Here is a 26,551-nt window from a genome sequence, read left to right on the forward strand (position 1 = left end):
CGGACTAAGGGGCAGGGCTCTTCGCGGCCGGATGAGGGCCGGCACCCAGCGGATCAAAGAGCGCAGTCTTCAGTGGCGCGTGTCGATCAAGTGGCCGACAACTTCAATTCGGACGACATCTGGCAAGAGAATTCGGTATTGCGTTACGTGGAAAGGCTAAGCGTCGGCCAGCCAAGCCCGCCGACCGAGCTTCAAAGCCCTGAAGAACAAACCCCGCAAATGATGGCTGACATGACGGAACTGACGAGAGTTCCGGTCGTCCCGGCAGAGACCGCGTTCAACCTCACGAGGACAACAGATGAATACAATAATGCCGATCGCACTATTCACCTCGTCGAGGGCCAGCCGCTGGAGACTGGCCCTCAGCGCGGGGGGCTGCATGGCCTTGGGAATTTAGAAGCCTCAGCGGTTGCCGGGCCCACCGAGGTGCCGGGTGGAAGAGAGGAGCATTCGGCCATGTCCGAGGTGCCCGCGGAGCCCAGCGATCCGACCGGTGGCGGGCGCAAGAGGCGGACTACTGAGAAGGACGCAGATCCCAGGCCCAGCCGCAGGCAGACGTTATATGCTCAAAGGCCGCTGGCGTTGGCGCCTGATCTCAGCGCCGCGAATGCCGGCATAATCGTGGGGCCTCGAGCGGCGTTCCGGACGGTGTCGGCCCAGGACCAGGCGAGGCTGGACGAAATCGCCAGGCAGACACCGCGGCAGTCGAGGCAGAGCAAGGGGGCGTGGGCGGACGCGCTGAAGGCGGCCCATCCCTATCTCAGCGCCGCCGATGCCGCCGTAATCGTGGGCGTCGTAAAGCGGGTTATCGCCAGGAGGGCGGCGTATCGAACGGTGTCGGCCCAGGACCGGGCGAGGCTTGACGAGATCAAGGCGGCGACACCGCAGCTGCCGGGGCAGAGCAAGGGGGCGTGGGCGGACGCGCTGAAGGCGGCCCATCCCGATCTCAGCGCCGCCGATGCCGCCATAACCGTGGGCTCTTTTAAGGACGATATTGCAAGGAGGACGGCGTTCCGGACGGTGTCGGCCCAGGACCAGGCGAGGCTGGACGAAATCGCCAGGCAGACACCGCAGCTACCGGGGCAGAGCAAGGGGGCGTGGGCGGACGCGCTGAAGGCGGCCCATCCCGATCTCAGCGCCGCCGATGCCGCCATAATCGTGGGTGCCGTAAAGCAGGATATTGCTAAAAGGGCCGCGTTCCAGACGGTGTCGGCCCAGGACCAGGCGAGACTGGACGAAATCGCGGCGGTGACACCGCGGCTGCCGGGGCAGAGCAAGGGGGCGTGGGCGGACGCGCTGAAGGCGGCCCATCCCGATCTCAGCGCCGCCGATGCCGCCATAATCGTGAATGCCGTAAAGCAGGATATTGCTAAAAGGACAGCGTTCCAGACGGTGTCGGCCCAGGACCACGCGAGGCTGGACGAAATCGCCAGGCAGACACCGCAGCTACCGGGGCAGAGCAAGGGGGCGTGGGCGGACGCACTGAAGGCGGCCCATCCCGATCTCAGCGCCGCCGATGCCGCCGCCATCGTGGGCGCCGTAAAGCGGGTTATCGCCAGGAGGGCGGCTTTCCAGACGGTGTCGGCCCAGGATCAGGCGAGGCTGGACGAAATCGCTAGGCAGACACCGCGGCTGCCGGGGCAGAGCAAGGGGGCATGGGCGGACGCGCTGAAGGCGGCCCATCCCGATCTCAGCGCCTCCGATGCCGCCATAATTGTGGGTTCCGTAAAGCATAATATTGCTAAAAGGGCGGCGTTCCGGACGGTGTCGGCTCAGGACCAGGCGAGGCTGGACGAAATCGCCAGGCAAACACCGCGACAGTCGAGGCAGAGCAAGGGGGCGTGGGCGGACGCGCTGAAGGCGGCCCATCCCGATCTCAGCGCCGCCGATGCCGCCACAATCGTGGGCGCCTTAAAGGACGATATCGCCGTGAGGGCAGCGTTCCGGACGGTGTCGGCCCAGGACCAGGCGAGGCTGGACGAAATCGCGGCGGTGACACCGCAGCTGCCGGGGCAGAGCAAGGGGGCGTGGGCGGACACGCTGAAGGCGGCCCATCCCGATCTCAGCGCCGCCGATGCCGCCACCATCGTGGGCGCCGCAAAGGACGAAATCGCCAGGAGGGCGGCGTTCCGGACGGTGTCGGCCCAGGACCAGGCGAGGCTGGACGAACTCGCTAGGCAGACACCGCAGCTGCCGGGGCAGAGCAAGGCGGCCTGGGCGGACGCGCTGAAGGCGGCCCATCCCGATCTCAGCGCCGCCGATGCCGCCGTAATCGTGGGTGCCATAAAGCAGGATATTGCTAAAAGGGCGGCGTTCCGGACGGTGTCGGCCCAGGACCAGGCGAGGCTGGACGAAATCGCGGCGGCAACACCGCGGCAGGGGGGGAGCAATGCGGCCTGGGCCGATGCGCTGAAGGCGGCCCATCCCGATCTCAGCGCCGCCGATGCCGCCACCATCCTGGGCACCTTTAGGGACGATATCGCCAGGAGGGCGGCGTTCCGGACGGTGTCGGCCCAGGATCAGGCGAGGCTGGACGAAATCGCTAGGCAGACACCGCAGCTGCCGGGGCAGAGCAAGGGGGCGTGGGCAGACGCACTGAAGGCGGCCCATCCCGATCTCAGCGCCGCCGATGCCGCCATAATCGTGGGTGCCTCGAAGAAACGGATAGCCAGGAGGGCAGCGTTCAAGGTGATATAGGACGGCTCATGACTCATCACCACATTCCCTAGGAACTGCACCATCATGTGCGTTGGTTGTCCACCACGGGATTGCATGAGCATGTGAGAGCGCCGAATTTTTCTTCAGTCTGGAGGCCAATACCTGGCTCGAGATCGATATTTAGGGGCACGACGGCCGGCGCATTCCGGCTGACTAACACGCCGAGAGCGACCTCGTCTTCGACGGTCGGGAGCGCAGAATGTCGGCTCGCATGCCGCTGCGACCATCAGCCCGCTCCTCGCAAGATTGGCGCCAAGGCCGCCGTCGAACGATGGCGACGAGGCAAGTTTTTCCAAAACTTTCTTTAGCATAGAGGTAGAAGGATCGCTACAGCGGGGTTGCAGTGCGCGGGCGGCTAGGGTGACTAAGTGCGTGCACTCCACGACCGTCAAACGGGGTCGGTGTCCGTCAATTCGAAATCGCAGGGATCTGCACGAGAGACCGCGTGGTTGCCCTGCACGACTAATGGAAGCAGGGTCGACAGTCACGTTGGGATGCGGTAGGTGCGCGATAGAACGGGGGATTGGCGGCGGGACTCGATTCTTTTTAGAAGATCACGCAAAGCCGCATCACACCCATTGTCAAAAGTAAATACCGCGACGATGGTTATTAAACTTCGACTTCCGTCGAAAACGGCAATGGCGCTCACGAAGGAGGCCGGCCGCTGCGAAACCCCGCCATCTCCGCACCCCACTCCTTCGCTCCAACTGGGAGCAAAATGAATGAGGCAACGTGCGAATCTCGGGGAGCATCGTTACATGCGGTCAATACGGATCTCATCCAGATTGTCGCCCTATATGCCTCGTGCGGCGATCCGGCGGAGCGCAGGAGATATAATGCCGTTGAAGTGCTCGAGCCGTTCTACCACTGACGCCGGGTCGCTGCACGCGCGATGGACCCGCCGGCTGGCTGCTCGTTCGATGAGGGTCCGCGCGCCGACACCCCCAAGAGCGATCGCCGAGGACGCCATCCACCTTATGCAGCAACTGGCGCGGAGGCGGCCGCGCGAAGACTTCGTAGTTGGAGGCCTTCAGGCTCACGTTTGCAACGGTACTCCGCAGGTTGCCCTTTGCAACGACTGCCCGACGATGTCAATTCAATCTGGCTGAGCTTGTACCGTCAAGTTTATCCAGTTTGGGGTTCGCTCCAGCGGTGGGTTGCGCATCTGCGGCGGCATCGGCGGGTTTAGGTGCGGAGACCATTCCGAATGCGTAGCACTGCATCACGTCGCGGGTTGCCGATCTGGGCGAACTCTGCAGGGTTAGTTAGCCGAGGCCAGAGTGCTTGGCTTGCCACGCTCCTCAACAACCCGATCCAGTCCACAGGCGACCGCAGGCCGGAGAGCGAAGTATCGGCGACGAGAGTCCGGCTTTCCTCACGACCATCAGAAGCCTGAACCCGCGCCAACGATCATTGGCAGCCAGCGGGATCAACACCAACGCTTGCCTTTCGCTCGTTTCCGGCCACGGCGCTTGCGCATCGTGAGCTTCTCCTCCCGATGGACCCGGAAGAGCTTCTTGTTGTTCACAAGGTGTCCCTCGCGCCTGAGCAGCACATAGCTGCGTCAAGATCCGAAGCGGCGGCATTCACGCCCCAAGCATTCACGACATATACGAATGTCGATTGTGCATGAGCAATCGCGTCTGCTCATTGCTAAACATTGAGAAACAGAGGCGCGACGATCTTTTATGTCGGGAAAACTGGGATTTGGGTCATGCTCGATGCAGATCATCTATTAAAACCGATCAGCGACGGCAACGCATGCGGGGATGCTCTCGATTACGATTTGAGCTTCCTGGAGCTGGAGATAGCGTCGCATGGCAAGCCGCACCAGCAGATAGGCGACTCCATCGCCACCGAGGAGGCTCCCGATTGGACAGAGGTGTGGCGGCTTGGCCTCGACCTTTCTGCCCGCACTAAGGATCTAAGAGTCGGCATCTTGCTCACACGATCCGCCCTCAGTCAGTTCGGCTTCTCTGGTCTAAGTCGGGGGCTTGAGCTGCTCGCGGCCTATGTCGAGCTCTACTGGTCAGAGCTACATCCGCGACCGGATCCAGAAGATGACGAAGATCAGACCGTTCGCCTCAACGCTCTAGCGAGCCTCTGCGATCTCTCCGGGCTCTTGGCAGAAATACGCCAAGTCCCACTCACCTCCTCCAGGCAATTCGGGACTTTTACGCTCCGCGATTGGGCTGGTGCGCTACGGTCCCAATCTACGGAAATTGATCGTTCGACCATCGAGCACGCCTTCATCGACACCGATCCACTGCAGCTCGAGCAGATCAGCACTGGTCTCCACGCCAGCCTGGCAGCCGCCACCCATCTAGACGCGAGTGTTCGGCAGCACGTCGCGAGTGACGAGGCCGTTCGATTCGACCCTCTGATAGTGCTACTCACCCAGGCCAAGGATCTGGTCGACGCCCATCGGAAAAGGGCCCAGCCTGCAGCCCCGGCATCTCCATTGCCAGACTCTAGCAAGGCCTCTTACCCCGAAGTGATCCGCAACCGCGATGACGTTGTCGAAATTCTTGGCCGCATTTGCCACTGGTACCAGGTGAATGAGCCCGCGAGCCCGCTGCCAGCCCTCCTGGAGCGCGCGCAGCGACTTGTCTCGAAGGACTTCATGGCTCTTATCAAAGAGTTGGCGCCAGAAGGGGTTGCCCAATACCGTTCGATTGCCGGTCTGGCGGTCGGCGAGGGCACGTGACGTGCGCAATCTTCCCTATCAGGAGAGTGGAACACATGACAAAGGCGAGTAGTCAAAAGTTCATCGCGCGGGTTCGTCCGCCTCGCGTACAGATCGAATACGACGTCGAGACCTATGGCTCTCAGAAGAAGGTTCAGCTTCCCTTCGTGGTCGGCGTGATGTCCGACCTCGCCGGCAATGCTGCCGAGCCGCTTGCCCCTGTCGCGGAGCGCAAGATGATGGAGATCGATATCGACAATTTCGATGATCGGCTCAGATCGCTGAGGCCCAGGGTGGTGATGCGGGTGCCGAACCTATTGACCGGAGAAGGCCAACTCGCTGTCGACTTGACGTTCGAGCGGCTCGAAGATTTCTCGCCGGCGGCCGTGGCGCGCAAGGTCGACAGCCTTAGCAGGCTGCTCGAGGCGCGAACGGAGCTCTCCAATCTGCTGGCCTATATGGACGGGAAGAACGGTGCCGAAGAGTTGCTCACCCACTTCCTCGCGGATTCGGCACTGCTAAGCGCCCTCGGCAATGGCATCGAGACTGAGAAGCCTGATGCAGTGGTTGCCGCTCCGCCATTGGCATCCCCAGACACAGAGGAGAACTGATCATGATGCCTGCAGATGCCACAGATGTACAGGTCGCCACCGTTGATCTCGGCGATTTCACCCGCATGCTTCGATTCGAGTTCAAGATCCGCTCGGACCACTCCCGTGACTTGGTGGAGAGTGCCGTCCGAACACTGGCCGAGCAGGCACTTCAAAACACGTCGCTAATCAGCGACGATGTCGTCACGACTATCCAAGCAATGATTGCTTCGATCGACCAGAAGCTTTCTGCACAACTCAACGAGATCCTCCATCACGAAAATTTCCAGCGCGTGGAATCAGCTTGGCGGGGCTTGCATCACCTTGCCATCAACACCGAAACCGATGAAACGTTGAAGATTCGCGTTCTCCCAGTTTCAAAGGTGGAGATGTCCCGAACTCTGCGGAAATATAAGGGTGTCACCTGGGATCAGAGTCCGCTATTCAAAAAAATTTACGAAGACGAATACGGCCAAATCGGCGGTGAACCCTATGGCTGCCTGATTGCCGACTACTATTTCGACCATACCCCACCGGACGTAGAGTTGCTTTCGGGACTGGCGCAGATCGCGGCGGCGAGCCACTCACCGCTTATATCTGCCGTCTCACCACATCTGCTGCAGATGGATTCTTGGCGTGAGCTTGCGAACCCGCGTGACATCACAAAAATCTTCCTCACGCCCGAACATGCCCCTTGGCGGGCGTTCCGCGAGAGCGAGAACTCTCGGTACGTGGCCCTGACCTTACCACGCACCCTTGGCCGGCTGCCCTACGGGGCCAAAACCAACCCGGTCGATGAATTCGCCTTCGAGGAGGACACAGACGGCGGCGACAGCGAGAAATACCTTTGGACGAACGCAGCCTACGCCATGGGCGTAAATATCACGCGCTCGTTCAAGCTCTATGGCTGGCTCTCCAGAATTCGTGGCGTCGAATCCGGCGGCCTGGTCGAGGGTCTGCCGGTACATACCTTCCGCAGCGACGACGGTGGCGTCGACCTAAAATGCCCCACTGAGATCGCGATCAGCGACCGCCGTGAGGCCGAACTGTCCAAAAACGGTCTTCTACCGCTGTTGCACCGCAAAAACACGGACCTCGGCGTATTTATTGGCGCTCAAACTATTAACAAGCCGGTCAAATACGAAGACCCCGACGCGTCAGCGAACGCCGAACTCAGTGCCCGGCTACCCTACATCTTCGCAACCTGCCGCTTCGCACATTATTTGAAGTGTATGGTCCGGGACAAGATTGGCACGTTCAAGGAGCGCCACGAGGTCGAGGAGTGGCTCAACCAATGGATTCAGGGCTATGTCCACCCCTCGCCCGAGCTTGGGAGCGAAGAGAGTAAGGCACAGCAGCCGCTCTCCTCAGCCGAGGTCAAGGTGGAAGAGGTCGAAGATAATCCCGGATATTACGTTGCGAGATTTTACATGCGGCCACACTACCAGCTCGAAGGCCTAACCATCTCTTTGAGACTTGTCTCGCGCCTGCCATCCGCCCGCAAGGACTGAGAAAACCCGCAGATGATTGTGCTCCGTTCTCGGCGCCAAAACTCCGGAATAGCTGCCCCGGGCTGGCCGATGCAATCCAGGCCCAATCAGATCAACGAGAAAAGGAAAGTCCATCATGGCGTTCGACGCGGTTATAAAATTCACGCAAGCGTCCAAGGACGGCATTTTGCCCAAGGGCGAATCTATCATTCTAAAGGACGGTATCACCCTAGCGGACGAATGGAGCTTTTCACTCGAAAACAAGCTGAACATTGGGCCTCATACCGCCGGGGCGGGCGCGGGCAAGGCCGAATTCGAGGTCTTCACTATCAAGAAGCAGGTGGATACGTCATCGCCCTCTCTGTACGTTGCCTGTGGTCGCGGCGCCCACTTCAATAGCGTCGAACTGAAACTTTTCAAAGCGACGGGGAGCGGACAAGCTACATCAGAATCGAACCTGTTCTTGCACTGGAGTTTCAACATGCTGGTAGTCGAGAAGGTCGAGTGGTCCTATGCGGAAGAGGCCCCCGAGGAGACGATCACATTCCGGTTCGGCGCCTGCAAGGTCATTTATTACAGGCAGGATGAAAAAGGCGCTCTTACCAAAGCTGGCGAGGGCATCTGGAACCAAATCGCGAACAGCACCGACTTCAATAGGCTCGTCGGCTGATGGGGCCATCGGCAACCCGGGAATATTCGGGGCTGCGCGCGAAAACGACAGATCGACTCGTCGCCATTGCACCTGGAGATTGTAACATGGGCAGAGATGTTAAGCGGGATCTCGTGCAACCATCCCTCCTGGACCGGCTTACGGACGATGAGCCGCGCAGCTCGTGTGAAGCGCAGGACAAGCGCAGCTTCTCTGTTCGCCAACTGGAAGAGGTGATTCTACGCGATGTTTCCTGGTTGTTGAACACCAATCAATTGGGTGCAACCGTAGATCTACAAGCGTACCCTCACGTAGCGGCCAGTGCACTTAATTATGGTGCCTGGCCTCTCAGCGGACAAATTCGCGAAGGCATGGATAAGAGCGCATTGCGCGAAGCGATAATCGAGAGCCTTCAGCGCTTTGAGCCGCGTCTCTTACCGGACACCCTGAAGGTCACGGTCCTGGACGATGGTCAGGGTTGCGGCACTTTTCGCTTTAGGATCGAAGCCGATCTGTGGGCGCAGCCATTGCCGGTGCGAATGGTGATGCGTACGGAGGTAGATTCCGAGCTCGAATCCGCCCGCGTTCATCTCGGTACAGAGATAAGCTGATGGATCCCCGGCTCCTGCGACTGTACAACGACGAACTTGCTTATATGCGCGAGATGGGGGCCGAGTTCGCCCGTGCATTCCCGAAGGTCGCCGCCCGGCTCGGGATGGAATCAGCGGAGGTCGCCGACCCCTACGTCGAGCGGCTTCTGGAAGGCTTCGCTTTCATGGCGGCGCGGGTGCAATTGAAGCTTCAGTCTCGCTTTCCGGAATTCACCCAGCACCTCCTGGAGATGGTCTATCCGCATTTTCTACCGCCGCTCCCCTCGATGACGATCGTCCGTTTCGAGCCCGACCAGGATGCCGGACGACTTGAAAATGGATACCTCGTGCCGCGGGGAACCAAGCTTTTGGGCCGTCTTGCTCCGGGCGCCGTCACACATTGCGAGTTCCGCACGGCCCATGATGTGCATCTCTGGCCAATTGTGGTGAGCGCTGCCGATTATTTTTCGACGCCGGGGCAGATCGCCGCACTGGATCTTCCGGCCCGGCAAGATGCGAAGGCTGCTTTGCGACTACGCCTTCGTACCACCAATGGCATGCCGTTCAATAAACTCGGACTAGAGGCTCTCACACTGCACCTAACAGGCCCCGGTGGCATCGGCGCCGCACTCGCCGAACAGCTTCTCGGTGACGCATGCAATATCATAGCCCGTCCGGTCGGCCGGCCTATCCCTTGGCAGGAAAAGATTCCGGTTCATGCGCTGCAGCAACGCGGTTTGGAGCCGAGCTGTGCTCTCCTGCCCGAGGTGCCACGCTCTTTCGACGGGTACCGTCTCCTACAGGAGTATTTCGCCCTCGCGGAGCGGACGTTGTTCGTCGAGGTTAGCGGGCTGGCAGACGCAGTAGCCCTGTCAACTGCCGAGACCCTTGAGATCGTCTTCGCACTCAGACGTGTCGAGCCACGGCTGGAACGACAGCTCGGGCCCCAAAATATCGTTCTCTTCGCAACGCCCGCGATTAATCTCTTCGAACGCCAGGCAGATCTCGTCCACGTGAGCGACAAGAACACCGAGCATCATGTGATTGTTGACAGGATGAGGCCGCTCGACTTTGAGGTCCACTCGATCCTCGAGATGAGCGGAGACGGGGCGAAAAACGAAGCGGCTCCCGTGAGGTTCTACCCGTTCTATAGCATCAGCGCGCACGGTCAGGAGGAGCAGCATTCCAGATACTACGCGATCCGCCGGGAGCAGCGCCTCATGTCGGAGCACCAGCGTCTAAATGGCGCGCGGACTGGCTACATCGGCAGCGAAACGTTCGTTTCTCTAGTTGATCGCCAGGCGGCTCCCTATTCGGCGGAACTCCGGCATTTGTCTGTAAACTGCCTGTGCTCGAACCGGGATCTGGCGCTGCTGCTGCCGATCGGCCGGGACGTGACAGACTTCACCCTGGAAATCGGCGCTCCAGTTACCGCCACCCGGTGCGTATCGCCCCCGAGCCGACCGCGCCACTCCTTCGCCAATGGCGATATCACTTGGCGATTAATTAGCCATCTTTCACTGAACTACCTCTCGATCAGCAATTCCGATAGGAACGACCACCGGGGCGCAGAAGCGCTACGTGAACTCCTCCGCCTCTACGTCGATCCAGTCAATGCCTTCGCCTCACGGCAGATCGACGGGATCCGGGAGATTCGGTCCAGGCCTGCGGTCAGGCGATTGTCCAGCGGTGGACAAGCCGCCGTAGCACGTGGGATTGAGGTTGGTATCATCCTGGACGAAGCGGCCTTCGAAGGCGTTGGCATCTTTCCGCTCGCCTCCGTGCTCAACCAGTTCTTCGCGAAATACGTATCCATCAACAGCTTCACCGAGATGGTCGTCTCGACGCTACAGCGCGGGGAGGTAATGCGATGGCCGACGATGGCCGGCCGCCGGGCGATCCTTTGATTTCGGGGGCACTCGGCGACTTCCTAAGCTCGCTCAGGGCCGAACCGCATGCCTGCGACTTCTTCCAGGCTCTGCGGCGGATCGATGCAATCTGCTCAGATCGGCCTCGGCTGGGAGAATCGAGCGGTCCCAGCCTGGATCGCGTGCGGATCGCCCAGCAGCCCTCCCTTGCATTTCCGACTCGATCGATCGCGGGCGTGACTGCGCACGAGGAGAACGACCCCGTAATCTCCACCTACGCCTTCGGCTTGTTTGGACCCCACGGTCCCCTCCCATTGCATCTGACGGAGTACGCCCTTCTCCGGCAGCACAACGCCGCGGATGAGACGCTGATCCGATTTGCTGATACCTTTCATCATCGAATGGCCTCGTTCTTCTTCCGCGCATGGGCGGAGGGCGAACCGACCGTGAGCTATGACAGGCCACAAGAAGATCGATTTGCCCTTCAGCTCGGCGCGCTAGCCGGCTTCGGGATGACCTCCCTGCGCGCGCGGGATGCTATGCCTGATCTGGCCAAACTCCACTTCACCGGCCGTCTCGCCTCACACACCCGCAACGCCGAGGGGCTCGCTGCCATCCTCGCCAGCTTCGTCGAGGCGCCGGTTGATATCCGTGAATTTGTCCCAAAGTGGGTGGATCTGCCCCGCATATCGCTCTGCCTCCTGGGCCACGACCCGGCCACGGGCACGCTGAACAGCAACGCTATTGCAGGTGCGAGGGTCAGAGTGTGGCACCATCGGTTCCGACTCATTGTGGGTCCCCTCAGCCTGGCTCATTACGAATCGCTTCTGCCCGCAGCTCCCGGCCTTAAGTCGATAGCGGAGATCATCTGCAACTACCTTGGAGATGAACTTGACTGGGAGATTAACCTCGTTCTCCGTCAGGAGCAGGTCCCGGAAGTGCAGTTGGGTCGCTGCGGCAGACTCGGATGGTCCAGTTGGATGGGCAAGAGGAAAACGCGCCAGCACGCCGATGACTTGACAACTACCCCGACTGACCGGGGCCCACCGGCTGCCGCATGGCACTCTCCTGAAACGGACATCCATGATGCGGCGGGCCCGCTCGACCTTCTTTTCGGGCGGGGAGAAGATCTCCTTGGCGAGATCGATCTGGAACGGGTGAATGGCCCACGTAACCTCGATACCAAGTGCGGCGGCACGGCGGGCGGCGGCTTGGAAGGCCCGTTATGACAAGCATCGGAAGCTCGACTCTCTTCAGTAAGCTCAACGCAAACTGCAATGGGACCGCCAAGGCCCTTTGCAAAATTCGCCGTGACGCCTCTTTGGAACGTTATCGCCATTTTGACGCCCTTGAGGCTTCAGCAGCGGAGAGGCCTATCGAGCCGACGATCGCGGCGAAACTCGACCACCGTGGTTGTCCGCTCGGGCGCTGCGCCCTGGGCCTGGTTGAATCTTCCAGGAGACACGTCGTCGCTAGCACCGCCGGAATCCGCCAACTCATCGATGTTACAAGGCCGCATGGCGAGATTTGGGTGGGACTTAGCGTGGGTGAGTTCCAAGAGACCCACACGCTTTCTTCACCCCGCCCTCCCCCGCTTGGCTCTGACGATGCGGGCCAGCAAGACATCTTGGCTGAGCAACGGTCGGCGATTTCGATGCACGAAATAAACGCTTTTCGGCATCTTCGCCGATGGCTTCGGCAGCATCCTACTCACGCCATCGGGCGCAACCGCGCCTTCTCATCAAATCTGCGGAACACACACCACCATGGTCGAGTCAAGAATCGAGAGTCTCTTAAGGCACAATCGTTTTGTTGCGGTCACTTCGGCCGCGTCCGAGTTGAATGAAATCTCTCTCCGGCGGCTCAGTGGCACCGAGCGGCTGGGGGAACCTTTCCTCTACGAGGTGAAGCTCGCCAGCCGCAATCCAGTTCAGAACTTTGCTACGATCCCCGGTCAAAACCTGACAATCGGCCTTAAGCTCAAGGACTCGCAAACGCGCTTCTTCAACGGTGTTGTTACGCGCTTCCAATATCTCGGCCTCGACGATACCGAGCACCTCAACTACGTGGCGCAGGTGCGGCCGTGGATTTCATTGCTCGAGCATCGCTCTAACAGTCGGGTCTTTCAGAACAAGACGAGCATCGAGATCATCACCACGATTTTTCGAGAACATAAAGGCAATTTCAAGAATCAGACCGCCCGACGGTTCCCACAGCGCCCATATTGCGTCCAGTACGATGAAACGGATCTGGCCTTCGTCAGCCGCCTCATGGAGCAGGACGGCATCTACTACTATTTTGAACATGCTGAGGACCAACATGACCTGGTGCTGGTCGACAACGCCGCGAGTCACATGGCCTGCACGCCTGAGATCGTAGAGACCCACCACAATCTCAGGCCTGCCCGAAGTCTTTACCAAGAAGATGTCATCCTGCATTGGGACGAGGTCGTATCGCTACAGCCGAATAAGGTCGTTCTCAGGGACTATGACCATGAGAAGCCGATGGCAGAACTGACGTCTGTCGCGCGTGTTCCTCCCGTGAGGACAGGCGGCATTCCGCCATGCAAGCTCACGGGAAGCGCCATCACCCGACCGCGGGAGAGCGTGGCGGTCAGAACGGGCGAGACCTCGTCGGCAAGCAGCGGCTGCACGGCAATGCGGGAGGTCTTCGAGTATCCAGGCCAGTATACAAAAAAAAGCGATGGCGATTTCTACGCCACCATCCGTGCCGAGGAACTCGCCTGCAACGCTTATCGCGCGCGGATCGAAAGCACTGCGCGCCAGATAACGACCGGGTCATTATTCAAGGCGGCAAATCCCTTCTACTACGGCCAGGTCGGTTCCCGCCCGAAACCCACCGATCGCTTTCTGGCAGTCGGACAGGACTTCACTGTCATCGGTGAGGTGGGGGACGATCTCACTGCGGACACCGTGGGGGGGAAGGGCGAGCGGTTCCTCTATCACAGCAACGTAGAGATTATCCCCGCGACCACCCAGTACCGACCGAGGCGCCGCACACCGGCGCGGTTGATTCACGGACCGCAGACGGCCGTCGTCGTGGGCCCCGAGGGCGAGTCGATCGCGACGGATAAGTACGGCCGTGTGAAGGTTCAGTTCTTCTGGGACCGAGAAGGCGGAAAGAACGAGAACAGCTCCTGCTGGATTCGGGTGGCCCAGAACTTCGCTGGTAAGGGTTTTGGCAACCTGGTCGTCCCACGGATCGGCCATGAGGTCGTGGTTGATTTCATCCACGGCAATCCCGACACGCCCCTGGTGACCGGCGTCGTATACAATGGCTCAAATCTGCCGCCTGAAACCCTGCCGACCGACAAAACGCGGTCGACCTTCCGGACGCATACCGATGGCGGCGCCGCTAATGCCTACAATGAACTGCGCTTTGAGGACAAGCAGGGCCGTGAGGAGGTCTATTTGAAGGCCCAGAAGAATCATACCGTCGAGGTCGGGAATATCTACAGCATCGACGTCAAGAGACACTTCCTCCTGACCTCGGGCGGCGCCGCGCCCGACTCCCCTGCCGCAGCGGCCTTAGGTAGCCGCGTCGAGGTAACACCCGACAAGATCCGCCTTGTAGTATCGGGCAGAACCGGCCCGCAGGCCATCGAAATCAGCGGCGATGGGATCGCCATTATCGGCACGATGATTGGCGTTATGGCAACGCCTCCGCGGCTCGGGTCCATCGTCTCCATGCCGCCGCCGACACCGGGTCCACCCACGCCGTCGATAATGAAGCTTATTGCGACACTCGGGCTGCCGCCTGTTACGCCCGAGTGACACGATGTCAAGGTGAACTGGTTCTGGGCCTCGGCTGTCCGGAAGTCGTTGCCTTTAAGTCGGCAGGGCCCTGCAGGCGTAGAGAAAAAGCGTAACGGCTTCGGCGTCGTAAGCTGACCTACCAAATCAACGTGACACTGCGAGATTGCCCGAAAATGAGGAAAGGTTATCGCGCGTGAGCGTTTGTTCCGGGAACTTGCGCCTCAGTTAGATGGAGTTGCCACGCGAAATCGGCCGCAAGCGGCTCCAAATGCGTCTGGTTTAGGTCTCCACCAAGCTGGAACTGGTGGATGAAATACCTTTATCACTCGGCGTCACGAAATTGCGATCAGGGCGCGGGCGGCGCAAAAATCAGCGTTCTCGATCTGGGCGTTACAGCGCTGCTTTGCAGGGCGGGCTCTCGCCTCGAAGCGCTTCTGGCGGAGCGTGGCCGCCTCGAGCAGCAGTCGAAGCCTTTCACCATGCTCGAAGGTGTCTCGCTTCTATTTGCGTTTCGAGTTCCTGATAGGCGCTGGCCATGCCTGTCAGGCCGAGTTTGCGCAGCATGTCAATGGTGGGATTGTTCAACGTCGCGATAAAAATCATGCGCTGTCCAGCTCGAGGGAGGACGCTGGCCATGCCCCCGAAGCATAACGGGATACGAATTTGGTATTGGAAGGAAAGGTCGCGACGGAAGTAACATCAGCAGTGACGCAATGACCTAAGGAACGACGCAATGTACGGCAGAAGGCAGGGGGGTGTTGGCAATAGTTCCGAACAAGGCGGTGAAGACACCTTTAACTGGGTTGAAGGCTTGACTGGCTCCTCGTCCGGCGAAGCGGCACTGAAAGAAATTTTACTGGCCTGGGCGGAAGACGGGCAGCAGGAGCAGGACGAGGACCGGCACGAGGCAATGGCACGGATCGAGGCCTGGACGGAAACCCGCAATTTTCGTGCCCCCCTGAACTTAACATCGCTGTCCCTAACGGCACTGCCCCCCACCTTACCGGCCGGCCTCCAGCGGCTCAACGCCAATGACAACCGGTTGGGCAGGCTGCCCAACAACCTCCCGCCCGGTCTGCGAAAGCTCTCTGCCTGCGACAACCAGCTGACCACGCTGCCTGAGGTTCTTCCGGACATGCTCGAGACGCTCTACGTCGACGGCAACCGGCTGACCAGATTGCCGAACGAGCTTCCTTCCGGACTAAAGTATCTCTACGTCAACCACAACCGGCTGACCAGTTTGCCCGATAACCTGCCGCCTGAGCTCAGGGAGCTTCATGTCACCCGCAACGAAATCGCGCACCTGCCGGAGAATCTCCCCCTCGAATTGACGGATCTCCGCGCCGAACTCAATAATATAATTCGCCTGCCCGAGCGCCTTCCTGCAAAGCTCACGAGGCTCGAAGTCCCTCACAATGAACTGACTAGCCTACCCGAGGACCTCCCGGCCACCCTAAAGTGGCTCAGCACCGACAGTAATGAACTGACCCACCTGCCCCCTAACCTGCCGAGGGGGCTGGAGGAGCTTAGCGTTCGTGGAAACAACCTGAGAGGACTTGGCGACGGGCGAACTGCACTGCCGTACATTCTGTCGCAGCTTCCGCCTCATTGCAAAGTGTACCTGAATAACAATCCGCTGCCAGATCGACTGCGGGCGCACCTGAGCGCGCAAAGCGGGACGAGCCTTCCGCAGATCTTTTTGTGATGCTGCCTGACAAACGGGCCAAACTAGGTCCCTGCGTTTTGAGTAAAAGGCCTTTTGCCGAAGCCATGGCGGTGGGGTGCAGGCCAGGTATGACGCGTGCGGATCAAAAACAATGAGTTTGCAGGTTTATGCCGCTCGCCGGAATGTGTTGAGTTGTGGAAGCAACAGACGTCTCACTGAAGACTATGGCCGGAAAGCCCAGGCTCGGCACTTGTGTCCTTCGGGCGACCTTGCATGCGAGCCAGTTCGTACAAAGGATTACCCGCTATCGCGTACCAGGAGGTGCGACGCTTACGGCCTAGAGGCATTGCCGCCGGTTGGAACGTTCGGAAGCTGGACCCAGATTTCAACAGGCCTCAAGCGCATCCACCATTTCCACATGGTCCACCCCCAGCATCGCGTATTCGTTGATCTAACTACCCGAGACTCCAGCCTACGGGCCTATTTGCATTCGTCGGCGATCGACGACTCTGTCGCCTATTAGTTGAAATAGGGTTTCGTGGCGAGCCAGCAGAGGAACAGCCCATGGATGAGAAAAACAGCCCCATTGTTTGCATCTCGGGTGTAGACGAACGAAAGCTCGGCGCCGCTCTAATCGCGGTCCAATCGGCATTTAGTGTCGCGATTGCGGAACTATCGAAGCTTCACAAAGGGAACAGTCCTCAGTGGTTCGAAGACCTGGAGGAGGTGGTAATCGCTAACGCAAAAGGCACAGTCACCGAGGGCATCTCGCTGGATGTCGAGGTGGAAAGCCTCAAATTCGGCATCGACGTCCTTCGGGCGATCTTAGATGTCAGCCGCGTTGAGCTAGGCTTTGCAGCAAAGGAATAACCTTTCGCCCAAACGAGGTCTCGATGCTATTTGGCGCCGGAGATGTTCGATGCACACTCGAACCTTCGCATGAGTACCGCGCTCGTCGCCAAAGTAGCCCGCATCGTCACCAAATGGTACGGTCGTCCGACAAACCAGGAGGTCTTGCCGCATGATCGACGATACGACCTATGCATGGCGCACCGGCGTTTTTGAGGCAACGCGCGTTTTCCATGCGGAAGACCCGGGCGGACCAACCTTCATCGGGGGCAATTTGCGCAAGCCGGACTCCCATGGAAGACAATAACTTGTCGGACGCTGGGCGCACGAGACTGAGGGACTCAGCGTTGAAGATGTGCCGACAAGCTCGGCATTAGCGATGCACCCTGTATAGCGGGCAGCGACCGCCTTGCCATGCTTGAAGATGCCCTGAGCCGACACGCCCACAGTTGATAAAGATGTCGACTCAGTACCGCCGGCCGCTCCTCACCTTCTACCTTGCTGAGCCGCCAGCCATTGCGGCTCGTGGCAAGGATTTTTCGGACTCTTCCCGAGAATATGCACAACGCGACGCAGCGCTTGTCGACCCGCTGTTTCGTGAAGTTCGCGCTCGCCAGGAAATGGTGCGTGATGAGCCCTTTGTAAGAGTCACCCTTGCGCCGGCAGTCCGAGACCTCCCCGTTCATCTGGTTCGTCGTCTGGAATCGCAATCGATCGATGATCGACCTCCGCCCCTTCGTCGCAGGGATACACATCAAGTGGCATTGACCTGGACAGCGACCGCTCGCGCTGGAGCGCCGAATACCGGCGGCGCATTTCACCGGACGCAATCGACCCTGCCGTCCAAAGAGCGACCAGTTCCATGAAACCCGGGTCTTCATCGATCCGGATTCCTCGCGCCTTCCAACGCGCGATGACCCGCTCGGCTATGTCCCTGCGTGAATCCATTACCACTTCCCTGCCCCCTGCCCCCTGCCGCCTACGCGGTTAGATACCAAGATGGTGGGTTCTTCGCCAGTTCAAACCGTCCAATATGTCACGCCGGCCGCCCGCGATCCGTTTTCAGGAGCTTGTTAGCTGGAGCTATCGAGATCGCAGGACACACTTTCCAGCTCTCTCCCGACCTGATGGTCCCCGTCACCATCTTTTCCGTCCATGAATAAGGTAGGCCGCCCCCGATCAGTCCAGGCGATTTAAGTGCGAGTCCGCTTTTACGTCGCCTTGAGGTCCGTCAGCACCTTGTCAAAAGCATCCTTGACCGGCTTTGAGATTTCCTCCACCGCCCTGCTTGAGAGCACCCGGACTTCCTTGGCGTGCTGCAAACTTGTCTCAACGCGCTTGCGGAAAAAGGTCGACTGCTGTTCGAGGATCTGCGACGGCGAATTCGCGCCCAGCAAAGCTTGCAAATGTGAGAAGCTGGCCTCGGCGTCGGCCTGCAGTGCAGCGATCGTCTTCCACCACAATTCGTTGCCGAATAGACTTGTCGTTTCGAGGATCGGAGGCAGCATTTTCTGTGTCGCTTCAGCGCCGGACGCAAATTTCAAAAAAGCCTCTGTCACCTTCTTGTTCCCCTTTTCAACAGATGCGCCGAACTGATCTGGCACCTTGAGCGACGATGACCCCGGGTTTTCGATCGTTTCAAAGGATCTTTCGGAAATCTTGGTCATTGCATTTTCCTTCTCTTTGAGTTGGTTGCAAGCTGTGACATCGGGATTGACCCTTCCGCCGGCGGACTATGCATGGCCGCTTGGTAGAACGCGGATCCGATGACGAACGGTCAGGTGGCCTCCGTTCCGTTCGTTTCATGAACCGGCATAATGCAGACTGCTTTCTGCCGCTTGTAACCAGGGATCAGCAAACACCATGCCAACTGCTCCGACGCGCCAAGAAGATGATTTTCTTTTATCAATGGGCGGGTTGAGGGCAGGTTGATGTGTATTTGACGGAGAGACCGGCGAACAAAACGTTCCAATCACGACAAACCTGACAAAAGTGGCGGATGCCCGACATCTGCGAGAAATGTCGACGGTTGCGCTGGGGACAAGGGAATTCACGTGGACTTCAAATCGCGCCAAGGATCATGTGCCTGTTCGTGGCTAAGGGGCGTTACCCGGAAAATCAAAACTCGCGGAGCTCTCCGCTATTCCATATCGCGCCGCGATATCTTCGAGCGCTTCCTGAAAGACGGCCGCGTCGAAGTGGACTCCACATGTTGAGCGGGCAATCAAGCCCCAGGCGTTAAGAAAAAATAGCCTGTTTGCTGAAGGTGACGAGGGCGCGACATACTCCTCATCTGATGATGTCCTTATAATAAAAGAGGATTTTGAACCGGATCCTGAGATATCGGACGCCGGGATCGCCTGGCATCGGCTTCGCGGCGCACGGTTTCGTGTTGAAGGTCGGAAAGCTGGATGATCCACGGCGCTCCGGTGCATAACTGGCGAGCGGGAAGGACACCGCTGCTGACCATCCGGTAGGCGGTAGCTCGACTCACCTTTAGAATGTCGGCGGCCTCGTCGAGGGTTCTCTCACCGCGTTCGGCCCGTTCACCTTCTCGATAGACGGAGATGCCGTGGATGTTGCGAAGACTGCAGACGTGGCTTCGCGTCCAGCTGGCGCCATGCCCTGTCCGCTTGCCGGATCGATTCAAGATTGCTGCGATCGACAAATCGGGCAACTGCCTCGCCAAGTTGCGAACGAGATCGACAACATCAGCCTTAACTGCCCAGCGGGTCTGGCCGATCTTGTTTTTCTTCACCGTCATCCGGGTGTGATCGCCACCCTGCCAATGAATGACGAGCGCCAATGTGTCGTCAACGGTATCGACAATGATTTCTTTGATCAGCAGCCGAATGATCTTTTCGCGTGTCTCGATAGACGCGTCGGGACCTGTCCCATGCCTTATTATAGATCGCTACCGAGCATCATCAATCTTGTACGGTCGTCGGCCGATAAAGCAGGCGTGTTACGGTCGGTCGAGAGCATCTCGAACTGGACCTCGAGATCACGCAATAGGATCAGCTTCTCATTCCAGCGCCGCTCCAGTTCGCCGGCGACCAACCGATTGCCCGGATCGACAGCATCATACTGGCGGCGCGCCCTGGCAGCCTCGTATTGTGCTTGCTTGATTAAGTTCTCGAGTTGCTGTTGATTGTCGCTATGACGCTGCGTGTGCGCCTCCATTGCCCGCAAGGCCGCCTCGATTCCCAGAGGTTGCAATCGCTCGAGCACCTCCTGCGCCACGGCCCGATCGACCCGCATGCCGCCGAACCCGATACAGTTGCCGACCGCCATGGCGCCGAACGTGCCGCGACAAACATATCGCTGCGTATTGCCGCCTTTCCCGGAGTATTGAATGTGCAATCGGCGACCGCAGCGACCGCAACGGAATAGTCAGGCAACAAAGCTTGGCGCGCAGTTCAACGAGTTTGGTTGCCGAAAGGCGCGGCGCAGCTACGATCTCGATCGAACTTGCCGCAGGATCAAACATCCATGCCGGAATTTGAAATGAACCACCGTGTGCCAGAATGAGCAGATAGTGAACGCCTTCGTGCTCATGGCTGCCGGTTACCAAGACGGTTTGGTCAACCAGTGGATGGAAGGGATAGGTGACCCTTGCTTCAAACGTCGGAAATCCGGCATTATGAACCCGGCTCGGAAGGCGGCGGCAGGACTTGGGCGACGATCGCGACGCTGCTTCAAACTGCATTTTGCCGCGCGCGGCAAAAGCACGTTTATGCTGACCAGCAAACTATGCCGATTAACCGACTTTGCCAACGTTTCCGGCACCATAGCGGCCGCCTAGTCGGCATAGCTTAGGGTCTCTCCGTCGCGAAGGAGAGGACACATGAACGCAACTCAGGATCGCATCGCCCTATGCAGGAAGCTAGTCTACAGTCCACATCGGGACGACGATGCACGTGGCACTCGCTAAGCCTGTTTCGGGATCTGATCGACTGCCATGTCGGCAATGGAATACTCCGCAGGATTTAAGCGAGGTTCACGTCGACCGCTTCCCTGAGCATCGTTTCAAACACTGGAGACCCGACTCGGGCGATTGATCGGCGCTCCGCCGCTCGCCTTTGGCGTTACGGGAGAATGGCTTAATACCGACCGCGCTTCCTATTCAGCGCAGTGAGCACGAGAAGATCGACGATGCTGGCCGGTCCCAAAAACGGGATGGCAGCTTCTAGAAGTCGATTGAACGGACCGGTCGGGACCGGCGTCCGCACGCGGTGCCCCACGGTCTGTCGGCCTCTGAATTCTGTTCTGCAGGTAAAGTCAGCCGACGCCGTCGCGTATCGCGACTTTGGAGCTCGTTGGGTTCGCTCGCCAGCCCCTTCCTCATGCGATGCGGCTCCGCCCCTTTGCAAGAAACGCTCCGGCGTCCCAATACTTTTGGCTTTGCTCGACGGCGCTGTATCCCGCAGCTTCGATAGCCTTGCTCCGAAACGCTTCCTGCGGGGTCGTCAACTCCTGCAGTCAGGCGCCTTCCGCCGCTGCGTTATGATCCGTCGGAGCCAGACTTTCAGCGGCTGTTTCCGCCGCTGACTTTATGGCTGCGGACCCTCACGGTTGAACTCTCCAACCCGGATTAGTGCCGGTCGAGTTCGGCTTCGACCTTCTTGCGACTGTTGCCTACGTTCTTCACGGTCTTCTTCACCGCTTCCTTGGAAATGCCTTCCTTCCGGGCTTCGTACTTCACCTCGTGATCCTGACCACCTGCGACGCGAGCACGATCCTGGCTGCGGGCTTTGGATGTGGTTGCCATGGTGAGATCCTCCTAATGTCGGTCCTTACGAACGGGCGCCGATTCAATAAGTTCCGGCCTCCGTTATGGTGAGGCGCGCTTCGGCGATGTCGCGGACGCGCTGCACATGGCCTCGGGCGAGATGGTTCACTTCGACGATGAGATCGCGCAAGGCATATCTGCGACCGCAGTTAATCAGTAGCGGACAATTCTTCCCAGGCAGTTGGTACGGCTCGTCGTGTGCCTATGAGCAAACCCATGGATTGATTGTCATAGAAAGCAGGACTAGAACAACAGCGCTAATGCAGGAGCGCTCGGCATCCGAACGCAGAACAAGATCGCGGCGGAAGCCACGCAAGAGCGTCGTCTGCGAAGAGAAACCAAGCGGCTCGGCAGGTTGCGGCTAACCTCTGACCGAGTCGGCACCACGAAGGAGCCAACCCATCGGGGACAGATCCCCCTCAGCCGCTACATCAACGTGATTTGGAGTTTGGAATGGATCAATTTGCTACCGCCGACAACACCTCCGCAGCCGCTCGTCGCCGCAAAGCCAGGATTGCGAAGGGCTACAGCCTTGAGGACCTGGCCATCGCCACCGGACTTACGGTCGAGGAAATCGCAGCGGCCGAGGAACCCCTTCAGATCGTGCCTCAGCACCACCTCGAGCGCATTGAGCATGTGATCTCATAGCTTCCGTCGCCACCGGCACGCGGTCCCGGTTTAGGGGCCGCAGTCAACCACGGAGGGCGCGGAACGAAAGATCGATGCTCTATGGGACGTCCTAGGCGCATTGATGCTCCGCTTCACGCCGACAGAATGCGCAAACTACTTCAGGGCTGCTGGATATGACCCGGATTGAACAGGATTTGCTCTAGTCGATATTGCGTCCAATTGAAGTGTCATCCGCCATTTTAAGATAACTGCAGAATCACTTAAAGAGAACATGGCACCAATGATCGCACAAACAACCGGTCCGCTTCTGCCAACCGACGCAGTTCCGATTGTCGCGATGTTCTTCTACGATATGGCGCAACTATCTGCTCGGTGGCTTAGGTAAGCCACCGCCGTTCGCGGCTTGTGGCTACTCATCCTGCCGGGCTGCGCTGTCCGTCGCGTCACGCGCCGCACCCAATCGATCGCGATGCTGATGCCAATGCGGAAGCGCTTGGACGCCGCCCGGCACCACACCCCTCCTGTATCACCGCTTCTACAACTTCTCGCGGTTATTCGAAACAGGTCTCGCCATCCAGCTCAGCCTCCTGACCGGCCAGAAGGATGAATCCGATTTGCGTCATAGGGAATCCTTCTCACGGGTCTACCTAAAATCATCCCGCTCTAAGCTTACGCGCACAACTCGCGGTTCAGCATGAACTCGCAACATCTGTTTTCCGGTGCGAGGGTCATACCTCGATGCGATCGTCAAGCAGCCCGATCTGTCAAAGCCGCGACTATCTCTTCCAATGCAAATCTTAGGCTATCACTCAGCTTTCGATCTTTTTGCCAAACGACGACGTAGTGATATGTTGCCCCTGGCTGAAATTCGCGGAATGCAACGTCGAATTCAGCATATTCGCTCGCAATAATCTCGTTCGTAATCGAGACGCCGATCCCTGTCATGACATAGCCAATGTCATTGCCATTGGCGTCATATTCCACGGCGATGTCAGGAGCGGTTCCCATATACCGAAGGGCATTGACGCTCATTTGGTGAGAGGCAAATTGCGGGTCGATGTCGATGATCGCCTCACCGGCAAGATCTTCGGCAGTAACAAGCTGCTGTGCCGCAAATCGATGGTTGACCGGAAAAAGACATACGTTGGTGGCTGAGCCGACCGGCATCCAATCAAGAATGCGCTCATCAAGAGGCAATCGGGAGATGCCAAGATCCGAGCGGCCGTTTAACACATGATCTGCAATCTGCTGATAGGTTCCTGTTTTCACCTGAACGGCGTAAGAGCGGCTTCTCTCCCGAAGCCTTTTGACCACTTTCGGCAAGGTCGCGAAGGAGAAAGCGCTTGGCGCCGCGATGCCGATCATTCGCGTATCGTTGCTCCGCAGGAAGTCGATTGACGGTCCGATCCGATCAAGTCCGGCAAACGCCGCGTCGATTGTGCGTAGAAATTCCCATGCCTTGACGGTGGGGATCAACCTGTTGTTTTCCCGGCGAAAGAGTGCGAAGCCGACAGTCTCCTCTAGCTGCTTGATGTTTTGGCTGACCGCCGGCTGGGTTATTCGCAACATCTGCGCTGCGAGCCTTTCCGAGCCGGCGCGCATGACCTCCCGTAATATTTGAAGGTGGCGGATCTTCACTCCGGAGTCGGTGATGTCCATGGCCGGGAATCTCAATCGTGGTCGAGCGACGCGCCTCATAAGTTGCGCTTATCAAAACTTCCTGAATCTTATAAATTGACGGCGGCAAGTCAAAGTATATTTTTGACATACGCCAAACTTAGAGCGCTGGTTAAGCTAATAAATCCAATCTACCCTCGGTTAATCTCGGCAAGCCCTTTGTATATGTCGGGAGAATAACTTTCCTATTTCGGCGCGCTCGCAAGAATATTGGAGACTTGCATTGTACGCATTTGTAGATCAATTTTTATCTGGATTGAAGAACACACTTTTAGTGTTTGCCTTGAGCTGCGCTTTCGGGACCCTATTAGGTTTGCTTATTGCCGTTCTCCGCAACTCGACCCGCAAGTCGGTTTCATCGTGCATGCGGGCCTACACGGGCATCATCCGGGGTGTTCCGGAACTTCTGATCATCCTCCTGACGTATTTCGGCGGAACCGCCCTTTTGAGCGCGATTACCGGTGGCTACATCGAGATTAATGCATTTGCGGCCGGTGTCGCGGCACTGACCGTCGTATTCAGTGGGTACGCCGCGGAAATATTCCGTGGTGCGATCAACGCGGTTGCACCAGGCCAACGAGAGGCTGCAGCGGCGCTCGGGCTTTCGAACGCGCAGATTTGGTTTCTGATCATCATTCCCCAGATGATCCCGATCGCTCTGCCGGCATTCTGTAACCTCTGCATCTCCTTGATAAAGGATACATCGCTGATTTCCGTCGTCGGGCTGACGGATGTCATGCGCGTCGCCTATATAGGCGCAGGCTCACTGCGCGCTCCACTCCCCTTCTATCTCGCAGCGTCTGCAATCTACCTCGCCCTCACAAGCCTGTCGCTTCTTTCGTTCCGGTTATTGGAGCGCCGCTATTCGCTCCCGGCGATGAAAGGTTGAGGCAATGAGCATGACCATCGCGCTTGAAGCGTTTCTCACCCTTCCCCGCGGCCTTCTTCTCACTCTGGTTCTGACATTCGCATCGCTTGCCGCAGGCTTCGCCGTCTCGGTCCCGCTCGCCTTCCTACGGGCATCATCAAATCCGTGGGCTTCCGCGCCCGTGCTGGCATATACCTATGCGTTCCGCGGCACGCCACTTCTGGTTCAGCTTTTCCTGATTTACTACGGGATTGGCCAGCTTCCCCTCGTCCGCCAAAGCTTTCTATGGGCCGTGATGCGAGAGCCATTCTGGTGCGCCTTCATTGCTTTCACCCTGAACAGCGCCGCCCATACGACAGAAGTTCTGCGCGGCGGGATCCAGGCGGTCCCGCGTGGGCAGATTGAAGCGGCCAAAGCCTTGGGCCTTTCCCGTTTCCACACTGCCCGTCTTATCGTGTTCCCTTTGACCCTCAGGATCGCTCTTCCCGCCTATGCAAATGAGGTGGTTGGAATGCTGAAGGCAAGCTCCCTTGCAAGCACCATCACGCTGCTTGAGGTGACCGGGCTCGCCCGACAGCTGGTGTCGGAGACATTCGCCCCATACGAGGTCTTCATTGCCGCGGGGGCTTTCTATCTGCTGCTTACCCTCTTGATCACGCAAGGTTTCCAGATGCTGGAGACGCGTTGGACGCCGACGGCAAACCGTCCACCGCCGGCGCAACCTGTACCTCGAAGAGCGAACGGAAAGCCGCCTCTCGCCTCGGCTGAAACTTGACGCCAGCCCACATCCCGGACGCCAACAATCAAACTCAGCAATGAAAGGAACATCGTCGTGAAACGAACACTTCTGCTTGCCCTGTCTCTTGTCGTCTGCGCCAACAACGCGGGAGCAATGGACAGGAAGACACTGACAATCGCCTCTGAAGGTGCTTCGCCGCCCTGGAATGCCATCACCCCCCAAGGGGAGCTCGCCGGCTTTGACATCGACGTCGGCCGCGATCTTTGCCGGAGGATGAAGTTCGAGTGCACTTTCGTGCCTCAGGACTGGGACGGAATCATACCGGCGCTCACCGTTGGAAAGTTCGATGCCATCATGTCGGGGATGGCGATAACTGAGAAGCGGAAGAAATCTATCGCTTTTTCCAAGCCCTACGCCGGAGGTTTCAACCAAGTTGTCATACGCAAAGATCTCAATCTTCCGCCCACGGATACGTTGGCCGAGCTCGACCTCACAACTATCGACCCTGAAAAGCAGGCAAAGATCGAGGAGCTTCGAGCCGCTCTCAACGGCAGAACTTTGGGCGTATTGCGATCATCGAATTCGGAAGCGGTGCTCAATGAACTGTTCGGAAAGGTCGCGACGATCAGGAGCTACGATTCCCAGGACAACATGCATCTCGATCTCGTGGCTGAGCGCATCGATGGCGGTCTTGCCGACTATTTCACCTGGAAAGCCTTCCTCGACAGCACGGATGGCGGGATTGCGACGCTCTACGGCCCGCGGCTCTCCGGTGGCCTGTGGGGCCCGGGTGTCGGCGTCGGGCTCCGGCAAGATGACGGCGAACTGGTTGCGGCATTCGATAGCGCCATCGAGGCCGCCACGAGCGACGGAACCCTGAAGCGGCTGAGCGAGCAATGGTTCAAGATCGATGTTTCGCCGCAGACATCGAACTAGACACTGGCTTTCCGACACGCATTTCCC

The 26,551-nt window shown here is 58.7% G+C and carries 23 protein-coding genes and 7 pseudogenes; 20 read left to right on the forward strand and 10 right to left on the reverse strand.

Annotated features, from left to right (window positions below):
• The first annotated feature begins 231 nt into the window (after window positions 1–231).
• Window positions 232–2,697: a hypothetical protein gene (locus EV130_RS27720; RefSeq protein ID WP_225881312.1), complete on the forward strand. Its 2,466-nt coding sequence runs from the start codon at window positions 232–234 to the stop codon at window positions 2,695–2,697.
• A 1,285-nt stretch (window positions 2,698–3,982) separates the two neighbouring features.
• Here the strand turns inward: EV130_RS27720 and EV130_RS33580 are convergent.
• A pseudogene (locus EV130_RS33580) lies at window positions 3,983–4,339 on the reverse strand (IS3 family transposase); the annotation flags it as partial.
• 93 nt (window positions 4,340–4,432) lie between these two features.
• Here EV130_RS33580 and tssA point away from each other — a divergent pair.
• The 7 genes and pseudogenes from tssA to tssG form a co-directional block, all read left to right on the forward strand.
• Window positions 4,433–5,425 carry a type VI secretion system protein TssA gene (tssA, locus tag EV130_RS27735; RefSeq protein ID WP_004680423.1) on the forward strand — a complete coding sequence of 331 codons (993 nt, stop codon included), beginning with the start codon at window positions 4,433–4,435 and terminating at the stop codon, window positions 5,423–5,425.
• Between the two features lie 35 nt (window positions 5,426–5,460).
• Complete coding sequence (tssB, locus tag EV130_RS27740; protein WP_004680424.1) at window positions 5,461–6,015, forward strand: type VI secretion system contractile sheath small subunit; 555 nt, start codon at window positions 5,461–5,463, stop codon at window positions 6,013–6,015.
• A 2-nt stretch (window positions 6,016–6,017) separates the two neighbouring features.
• The gene (gene tssC / locus EV130_RS27745) at window positions 6,018–7,505 is read left to right on the forward strand and encodes a type VI secretion system contractile sheath large subunit (RefSeq protein ID WP_004680425.1); all 1,488 of its coding nucleotides are present in this window, start codon (window positions 6,018–6,020) and stop codon (window positions 7,503–7,505) included.
• Between the two features lie 115 nt (window positions 7,506–7,620).
• Window positions 7,621–8,154, forward strand: coding sequence for an Hcp family type VI secretion system effector (locus tag EV130_RS27750; protein WP_004680426.1), 534 nt, complete (start codon window positions 7,621–7,623; stop codon window positions 8,152–8,154).
• 86 nt (window positions 8,155–8,240) lie between these two features.
• On the forward strand, window positions 8,241–8,744 hold the full coding sequence (tssE, locus tag EV130_RS27755) for a type VI secretion system baseplate subunit TssE (RefSeq protein ID WP_004680427.1): 504 nt from the start codon (window positions 8,241–8,243) through the stop codon (window positions 8,742–8,744).
• Complete coding sequence (tssF, locus tag EV130_RS27760; protein WP_004680428.1) at window positions 8,744–10,630, forward strand: type VI secretion system baseplate subunit TssF; 1,887 nt, start codon at window positions 8,744–8,746, stop codon at window positions 10,628–10,630. Before tssE ends, tssF begins: the two co-directional genes overlap by 1 nt.
• Window positions 10,594–11,565: pseudogene (gene tssG / locus EV130_RS27765) on the forward strand (type VI secretion system baseplate subunit TssG); the annotation flags it as partial. The gene tssF and the pseudogene tssG, both read left to right, overlap by 37 nt.
• Window positions 11,566–11,670: 105 nt before the next feature.
• Here tssG and EV130_RS34065 read toward each other — a convergent pair.
• Window positions 11,671–11,808: pseudogene (locus tag EV130_RS34065) on the reverse strand (CoA ester lyase); the annotation flags it as partial.
• A gap of 549 nt (window positions 11,809–12,357) precedes the next feature.
• On the opposite strand from EV130_RS34065, the gene EV130_RS27770 reads away from it, so the two are divergent.
• From EV130_RS27770 to EV130_RS34075, 5 genes are all read left to right on the forward strand, one after another.
• Window positions 12,358–14,385 (forward strand): type VI secretion system Vgr family protein, encoded by a 2,028-nt coding sequence (locus tag EV130_RS27770; RefSeq protein WP_004680430.1) that lies wholly within the window; start codon window positions 12,358–12,360, stop codon window positions 14,383–14,385.
• A 715-nt stretch (window positions 14,386–15,100) separates the two neighbouring features.
• Entirely contained in the window at window positions 15,101–16,072 is a 972-nt protein-coding gene (locus EV130_RS27775; RefSeq protein ID WP_004680431.1) for a leucine-rich repeat domain-containing protein, read from the forward strand.
• A gap of 525 nt (window positions 16,073–16,597) precedes the next feature.
• Window positions 16,598–16,903 carry a hypothetical protein gene (locus EV130_RS27780; protein ID WP_004680432.1) on the forward strand — a complete coding sequence of 102 codons (306 nt, stop codon included), beginning with the start codon at window positions 16,598–16,600 and terminating at the stop codon, window positions 16,901–16,903.
• 69 nt (window positions 16,904–16,972) lie between these two features.
• Window positions 16,973–17,098 (forward strand): hypothetical protein, encoded by a 126-nt coding sequence (locus EV130_RS34070; RefSeq protein ID WP_312038661.1) that lies wholly within the window; start codon window positions 16,973–16,975, stop codon window positions 17,096–17,098.
• The gene (locus EV130_RS34075; RefSeq protein ID WP_004680433.1) at window positions 17,055–17,189 is read left to right on the forward strand and encodes a hypothetical protein; all 135 of its coding nucleotides are present in this window, start codon (window positions 17,055–17,057) and stop codon (window positions 17,187–17,189) included. Before EV130_RS34070 ends, EV130_RS34075 begins: the two co-directional genes overlap by 44 nt.
• 341 nt (window positions 17,190–17,530) lie before the next feature.
• Here the strand turns inward: EV130_RS34075 and EV130_RS27795 are convergent, their stop codons facing one another.
• Entirely contained in the window at window positions 17,531–17,830 is a 300-nt protein-coding gene (locus EV130_RS27795; protein WP_004680434.1) for a hypothetical protein, read from the reverse strand.
• A gap of 263 nt (window positions 17,831–18,093) precedes the next feature.
• Window positions 18,094–18,549: a phasin gene (locus tag EV130_RS27800; protein ID WP_010024976.1), complete on the reverse strand. Its 456-nt coding sequence runs from the start codon at window positions 18,547–18,549 to the stop codon at window positions 18,094–18,096.
• Window positions 18,550–18,987: 438 nt separating this feature from the next.
• Here EV130_RS27800 and EV130_RS34295 point away from each other — a divergent pair.
• Window positions 18,988–19,159: pseudogene (locus EV130_RS34295) on the forward strand (IS66 family transposase); the annotation flags it as partial.
• A gap of 28 nt (window positions 19,160–19,187) precedes the next feature.
• On the opposite strand, the gene EV130_RS27810 reads toward EV130_RS34295, so the two are convergent.
• The 3 genes and pseudogenes from EV130_RS27810 to EV130_RS33590 all read right to left on the reverse strand — a co-directional run.
• Window positions 19,188–19,688, reverse strand: coding sequence for a helix-turn-helix domain-containing protein (locus tag EV130_RS27810; protein ID WP_010011748.1), 501 nt, complete (start codon window positions 19,686–19,688; stop codon window positions 19,188–19,190).
• Between the two features lie 98 nt (window positions 19,689–19,786).
• Window positions 19,787–20,245: a hypothetical protein gene (locus EV130_RS27815; RefSeq protein ID WP_011053402.1), complete on the reverse strand. Its 459-nt coding sequence runs from the start codon at window positions 20,243–20,245 to the stop codon at window positions 19,787–19,789.
• A gap of 136 nt (window positions 20,246–20,381) precedes the next feature.
• Window positions 20,382–20,456 (reverse strand): annotated as a pseudogene (locus EV130_RS33590) (DUF5372 family protein); the annotation flags it as partial.
• Here EV130_RS33590 and EV130_RS27825 point away from each other — a divergent pair.
• Window positions 20,421–20,687, forward strand: a complete 267-nt coding sequence (locus EV130_RS27825) for a hypothetical protein (protein ID WP_237358605.1) — start codon at window positions 20,421–20,423, stop codon at window positions 20,685–20,687. The pseudogene EV130_RS33590 and the gene EV130_RS27825 sit on opposite strands and share 36 nt — an antisense overlap.
• Window positions 20,688–21,476: 789 nt before the next feature.
• On the opposite strand, the gene EV130_RS27840 is transcribed toward EV130_RS27825, so the two are convergent.
• The gene (locus EV130_RS27840) at window positions 21,477–21,653 is read right to left on the reverse strand and encodes a DUF3606 domain-containing protein (RefSeq protein ID WP_004668584.1); all 177 of its coding nucleotides are present in this window, start codon (window positions 21,651–21,653) and stop codon (window positions 21,477–21,479) included.
• A gap of 474 nt (window positions 21,654–22,127) precedes the next feature.
• On the opposite strand from EV130_RS27840, the gene EV130_RS27845 reads away from it, so the two are divergent.
• Window positions 22,128–22,322, forward strand: coding sequence for a hypothetical protein (locus EV130_RS27845; RefSeq protein WP_004668585.1), 195 nt, complete (start codon window positions 22,128–22,130; stop codon window positions 22,320–22,322).
• Window positions 22,323–22,380: 58 nt separating this feature from the next.
• Window positions 22,381–22,491 (forward strand): annotated as a pseudogene (locus EV130_RS27850) (IS630 family transposase); the annotation flags it as partial.
• 209 nt (window positions 22,492–22,700) lie between these two features.
• On the opposite strand, the pseudogene EV130_RS33595 reads toward EV130_RS27850, so the two are convergent.
• Window positions 22,701–22,878: pseudogene (locus EV130_RS33595) on the reverse strand (IS630 family transposase); the annotation flags it as partial.
• Window positions 22,879–23,051: 173 nt separating this feature from the next.
• Window positions 23,052–23,963 (reverse strand): LysR family transcriptional regulator, encoded by a 912-nt coding sequence (locus tag EV130_RS27855; RefSeq protein WP_004668587.1) that lies wholly within the window; start codon window positions 23,961–23,963, stop codon window positions 23,052–23,054.
• A 241-nt stretch (window positions 23,964–24,204) separates the two neighbouring features.
• Between EV130_RS27855 and EV130_RS27860 the strand changes: the two genes are divergently transcribed.
• From EV130_RS27860 to EV130_RS27870, 3 genes are read left to right on the forward strand one after another with little or no spacing between them, the layout of a single operon-like run.
• Complete coding sequence (locus tag EV130_RS27860) at window positions 24,205–24,870, forward strand: ABC transporter permease subunit (protein ID WP_018247166.1); 666 nt, start codon at window positions 24,205–24,207, stop codon at window positions 24,868–24,870.
• A 4-nt stretch (window positions 24,871–24,874) separates the two neighbouring features.
• Window positions 24,875–25,624 (forward strand): ABC transporter permease, encoded by a 750-nt coding sequence (locus EV130_RS27865; protein ID WP_016737468.1) that lies wholly within the window; start codon window positions 24,875–24,877, stop codon window positions 25,622–25,624.
• 57 nt (window positions 25,625–25,681) lie between these two features.
• Window positions 25,682–26,524 (forward strand): transporter substrate-binding domain-containing protein, encoded by an 843-nt coding sequence (locus EV130_RS27870; protein ID WP_011053397.1) that lies wholly within the window; start codon window positions 25,682–25,684, stop codon window positions 26,522–26,524.
• The last annotated feature ends 27 nt before the right edge of the window (window positions 26,525–26,551 follow it).

Source organism: Rhizobium azibense, from assembly GCF_004342325.1.
In the GTDB taxonomy this organism is placed as follows: domain Bacteria; phylum Pseudomonadota; class Alphaproteobacteria; order Rhizobiales; family Rhizobiaceae; genus Rhizobium; species Rhizobium etli_B.

Bases quoted from the DNA above. Each gene is read 5' to 3' on its own strand.
- EV130_RS34075 (WP_004680433.1), top strand. From the start codon at position 17,055: ATGATCGACGATACGACCTATGCATGGCGCACCGGCGTTTTTGAGGCA.
- EV130_RS27780 (WP_004680432.1), top strand. From the start codon at position 16,598: ATGGATGAGAAAAACAGCCCCATTGTTTGCATCTCGGGTGTAGACGAA.
- EV130_RS27750 (WP_004680426.1), top strand. From the start codon at position 7,621: ATGGCGTTCGACGCGGTTATAAAATTCACGCAAGCGTCCAAGGACGGC.
- EV130_RS27770 (WP_004680430.1), top strand. From the start codon at position 12,358: ATGGTCGAGTCAAGAATCGAGAGTCTCTTAAGGCACAATCGTTTTGTT.
- EV130_RS27865 (WP_016737468.1), top strand. From the start codon at position 24,875: ATGAGCATGACCATCGCGCTTGAAGCGTTTCTCACCCTTCCCCGCGGC.
- tssF (WP_004680428.1), top strand. From the start codon at position 8,744: ATGGATCCCCGGCTCCTGCGACTGTACAACGACGAACTTGCTTATATG.
- EV130_RS27800 (WP_010024976.1), bottom strand. From the start codon at position 18,549: ATGACCAAGATTTCCGAAAGATCCTTTGAAACGATCGAAAACCCGGGG.
- EV130_RS27840 (WP_004668584.1), bottom strand. From the start codon at position 21,653: ATGGCAACCACATCCAAAGCCCGCAGCCAGGATCGTGCTCGCGTCGCA.
- EV130_RS27720 (WP_225881312.1), top strand. From the start codon at position 232: ATGACGGAACTGACGAGAGTTCCGGTCGTCCCGGCAGAGACCGCGTTC.
- tssE (WP_004680427.1), top strand. From the start codon at position 8,241: ATGGGCAGAGATGTTAAGCGGGATCTCGTGCAACCATCCCTCCTGGAC.
- EV130_RS34070 (WP_312038661.1), top strand. From the start codon at position 16,973: ATGAGTACCGCGCTCGTCGCCAAAGTAGCCCGCATCGTCACCAAATGG.
- EV130_RS27775 (WP_004680431.1), top strand. From the start codon at position 15,101: ATGTACGGCAGAAGGCAGGGGGGTGTTGGCAATAGTTCCGAACAAGGC.
- EV130_RS27855 (WP_004668587.1), bottom strand. From the start codon at position 23,963: ATGGACATCACCGACTCCGGAGTGAAGATCCGCCACCTTCAAATATTA.
- tssB (WP_004680424.1), top strand. From the start codon at position 5,461: ATGACAAAGGCGAGTAGTCAAAAGTTCATCGCGCGGGTTCGTCCGCCT.
- tssC (WP_004680425.1), top strand. From the start codon at position 6,018: ATGATGCCTGCAGATGCCACAGATGTACAGGTCGCCACCGTTGATCTC.
- EV130_RS27795 (WP_004680434.1), bottom strand. From the start codon at position 17,830: ATGGATTCACGCAGGGACATAGCCGAGCGGGTCATCGCGCGTTGGAAG.
- EV130_RS27845 (WP_004668585.1), top strand. From the start codon at position 22,128: ATGGATCAATTTGCTACCGCCGACAACACCTCCGCAGCCGCTCGTCGC.
- tssA (WP_004680423.1), top strand. From the start codon at position 4,433: ATGCTCGATGCAGATCATCTATTAAAACCGATCAGCGACGGCAACGCA.